Source organism: Neobacillus drentensis (assembly GCF_036965425.1).
Classification (GTDB): Bacteria; Bacillota; Bacilli; order Bacillales; family Cytobacillaceae; genus Neobacillus; species Neobacillus drentensis_F.
Map to the genome: position 1 here is coordinate 37,945 of NZ_JBALPP010000040.1, position 3,564 is coordinate 41,508.

Annotated in this window: 3 protein-coding genes; 1 reads left to right on the top strand and 2 read right to left on the bottom strand. The window is 38.2% G+C overall.

All coding sequences use genetic code 11. The features are described from left to right. Positions 1 to 74: 74 nt before the first annotated feature. Positions 75 to 953 carry an alpha/beta hydrolase gene (locus V7161_RS11075; protein WP_335445110.1) on the bottom strand — a complete coding sequence of 293 codons (879 nt, stop codon included), beginning with the start codon at positions 951 to 953 and terminating at the stop codon, positions 75 to 77. Positions 954 to 1,221: 268 nt separating this feature from the next. Here V7161_RS11075 and V7161_RS11080 point away from each other — a divergent pair, with 268 nt between their 5' ends. Next, the gene (locus V7161_RS11080; RefSeq protein ID WP_335445112.1) at positions 1,222 to 2,766 is read left to right on the top strand and encodes a xanthine permease; all 1,545 of its coding nucleotides are present in this window, start codon (positions 1,222 to 1,224) and stop codon (positions 2,764 to 2,766) included. A gap of 563 nt (positions 2,767 to 3,329) precedes the next feature. Here the strand turns inward: V7161_RS11080 and V7161_RS11085 are convergent. Continuing rightward, on the bottom strand, positions 3,330 to 3,564 hold a 235-nt coding region (locus tag V7161_RS11085), incomplete at its 5' end, for a hypothetical protein (protein ID WP_335445113.1).

Here is a 3,564-nt window from a genome sequence, read left to right on the forward strand (position 1 = left end):
CCGGCACGCCCGCGGAAAGCGAATCACCTGGAGCGCAAATCAACAACAAAGTTTAACAGAGCCTCTTTTTAGTGCTACTCTATACCTGTAAGGTGAGTATGGAGAAATTCAATGACTTGTTTTAGTGCATTTTGAACAATGGGATTATGGAATTCTTTATCAAATATATGTTCTCCGTTAGGGATCGTAATTAACTTTGCTTCGACGGACTGTTTTAAAATAGCAGCTCTCATAAAAACTGACTGCTCGTAAGGGACATCCGTATCTTTTGTACCATGTAACAAAAGTGTTGGCGGATACTCCTTCGTAACATTGTGTATGGGACAAAAAGGACGGAGTGCTTCTTTATTGAAAGCAGGATTAACACCAGTGATTTCTTCAATCCAAACTCCGTGTTGTCTTGCATACACATAGAGGAGGAATCTTTGCTCTACAGATGCCTCTGTAATTGGCTGAGCGGTAACTAGTGCATTAGCAAGGTTTCTCGAAACAAGGTCCTTTTCAAGGTAATATTTACTTGGCATTGTTGCCCAGCCGCCTACTAAATCGCCATATCCATAGAAGGAGACGATTGCACGCGGTTTATGTTTAAATGTCCCATTAGAAAGTGCCAAAAAACCACCGGCTGAACTGCCCACTACTGCAATCCTTTTTGTATCAATAGAAAATCGCTTTGCTCCTTCTGCTTGCAGCCAATGAAGGGCGTCTTCAACATCCTCAAGGATATCCTGTAGCTTTGTCTCTGGGGCTAAACGGTAGTCGATTGAAAAAAGTGATATCCCATTATCTGTGTAAAGCTGGATCATTTCTTCTGTCATTTCTTCTCTTGTTCCCCATACCAGCCCGCCCCCATGAATATAAATAACCACTGGAGAGTTCGCGAGGCCCGTTCCATAAAAATCAGCCTTAATGGAACAATCGTCAATTTGCTTGTATATTACTGTTTTCTTCATTCTTATACACACGTCCGATCATGATAGTAAATCCAGCCTTTTTCTAGTTGAATTTTCGTTATTATAACATAATTCATTACGTATTTTCGGAGGTTTTTTAGTCGGGCTTAGAAGACATATTTTGTACAAACTCTTTTGTACAACTTGTATATATAAAAGGCTTTCTTTTTGGTTTGTGTGGACGATGAATTAATTTCTTTTTGACAATACAATTCTTAATGTAAGGGGTTTCAAATTTTTATAAATAAATCATTAGAGGTGATTTGGAATGGATCAGACATTGAAATTTTGGAAAAAAGGCGACTGGGCTGCCTATTTCGGCTTACTTGCCAACAATTTAACCAATCTATTAACGATGATTTCATTATTGCTTTTTGTCGTCGGTTTTCCAAAAGAAATTGTTTATGGAAGAATTGTGCCAGGATTTGGACTCGGCGTCTTTCTAGCAAGCTGCTGTTACTTTGTTTTTGGCTATTTATTATCAAAACAATCAGGAAGAAATGATATTACGGCCTTACCATCAGGCCCTAGTGCTCCTTCTATTTTTACTGTTACTTTCTTAGTCATTTTGCCGGTATTTAAAGAAACTAATAATGCTGAATTCGCCTTTTCACTTGCATTAGTTTGGTGTTTATTTGAAGCCTTAATCTTAATCGTCGGTGCTTTCCTAGGTGACACACTCAGAAAACTTGTTCCTAGAACTGTCCTTTTATCATGTTTATCTGGACTTGGATTATTGTTGCTGGCTATGAATCCAATGCTCCAATCCTTTGAAACTCCAGTGGTAGCTTTTGTTGTCCTAATCATTATTTTTATTAACTGGTTCGGTAAATCACCTATTTTCGCAAAGATTCCAACAGGCTTTTTATTACTTGCCGCTGGTACTGCTCTTGCGTGGGCATTTGGTTTGCAAAGTCCTGAAGCCATTTCAGCAGCGTTGGATACGTTAGGATTTAACCCTCCTACTTTCCATGCTGACAGTTTATTCTCTGGCATTGCACATGCGCTTCCATATTTAGCTTCAGCTGTACCACTTGGATTATCTAACTATATTTTTGACCTAGAAAACATTGAAAGTGCACATGCTGCCGGAGATCCTTATAAAACACGGCGGGTAATGCTTGCAAATGGTATTTCCTCTTCTATTGGTGCTTTATGCGGTAACCCTTATCCAGTAACTGTTTATATTGGTCATGCTGGTTGGAAATCCATGGGTGCAGGTCTTGGATATTCTATCGCAACTGGTCTCTCTATGTTAGTCATTTCCCTTTTTGGTATTGGAGGATTGTTGTTAGCTGTTATACCGGTTTCCGCCATCGTGCCGATTCTTGTTTATGTTGGTATCGTAACCGCTAACCAAGTGGTTCGTGAAACTCCGAAATTGGAAGTTCCGGTTATCTTCATTTGTTTGTTCCCATGGATCGGGAACTGGGCTTTATCACTAGCCAATAACGTTTTAACCTCCGCTGGAACCAATGCGGCTAAAGTAACAGCTGAAGCAATGTCACACCATGGTGTTTATTATAACGGCATGTTCCATCTAGGTAATGGTGCTCCACTTAGTAGTTTATTGTGGGGATGCTTAGCGATCTTTGCTATAAAAAACCAACCAATTCGGGCAGCCATTGTCGCTGTCATTGCAGCAACATTATCATTCCTAGGCATTATCCACTCAGCTGCTGTTGCGATTGCCCAGCCTGACTTAATGCCTTTCGTCTACGCTTATCTAATGGTAGCAGGATTATTCTTCATTAAATACATGATGGATCGAAAAAAAGCTCAAAATCCGGCCGAGGATGAGGTTGCGGCATAATAGGCGGGTAAATACTTTATGTTATTGTCTAATAAGTTTTTTCCATTTTTTTGATTAATTTCACAATGACCATTTTGTACAAATTGACCAAAATAATTGTTATTCTCGCGATTAAAATGCACAGGGTATAGTACCCTGTGCATTTTATGTTCATTTCCAACTTAGGAAGTAATAAAGCATAAAAAAAGAATAAAATTAAGCATAATCGTTCAATAGACAGGAAAAGAAGTGTAGTTATGAATCCCTCTCAAAAAGACCTTTCCTACAAACAATTATTATTCCCGCCATTTCGGATGGAAACAGGCATCCCTAAAGAAGAGATCCCCTTTATTCAACGATGACCCCAATCGTTCCCCTGTTTCTCCCTTATCGAAGTGTAAATAAACACGCTAAGTATCCATCTTTTTGAAGTGGAGTTTATTAAATCACAGTTAGTATTTTTTCAGAAATACTTAGTTGATCTTTATGGAAAAGGAGAAGCCAGGTTTATTATTACTCCTAAATTTCAAGAAAAATAGCAAAAATATAGAACATACTTCTTGATATGTTCTATATTTTTTTGCTTATTTTATCTCATTTAACGCCCTGTATATTTGCGTATACATACTGCCTTGAATGATATTTTCTAGAAAGAAGTCACCTATTAGCTTCAAATATTCTTCATCATCAAACATCTTTTTATTTTGAAGTTCCATTTCTGCTAATCCTTCATAGGTCGATAGTAGTGCATATGTATGGTCTTCTCCGGATATGGGTGTCAATATTTCAACCTTATGGTCATAATTTTCATTCCGAAAT

Excerpts from the sequence above, each read along its gene's own strand:
- V7161_RS11080 (WP_335445112.1), top strand. The coding sequence starts at position 1,222 with ATGGATCAGACATTGAAATTTTGGAAAAAAGGCGACTGGGCTGCCTAT.
- V7161_RS11075 (WP_335445110.1), bottom strand. The coding sequence starts at position 953 with ATGAAGAAAACAGTAATATACAAGCAAATTGACGATTGTTCCATTAAG.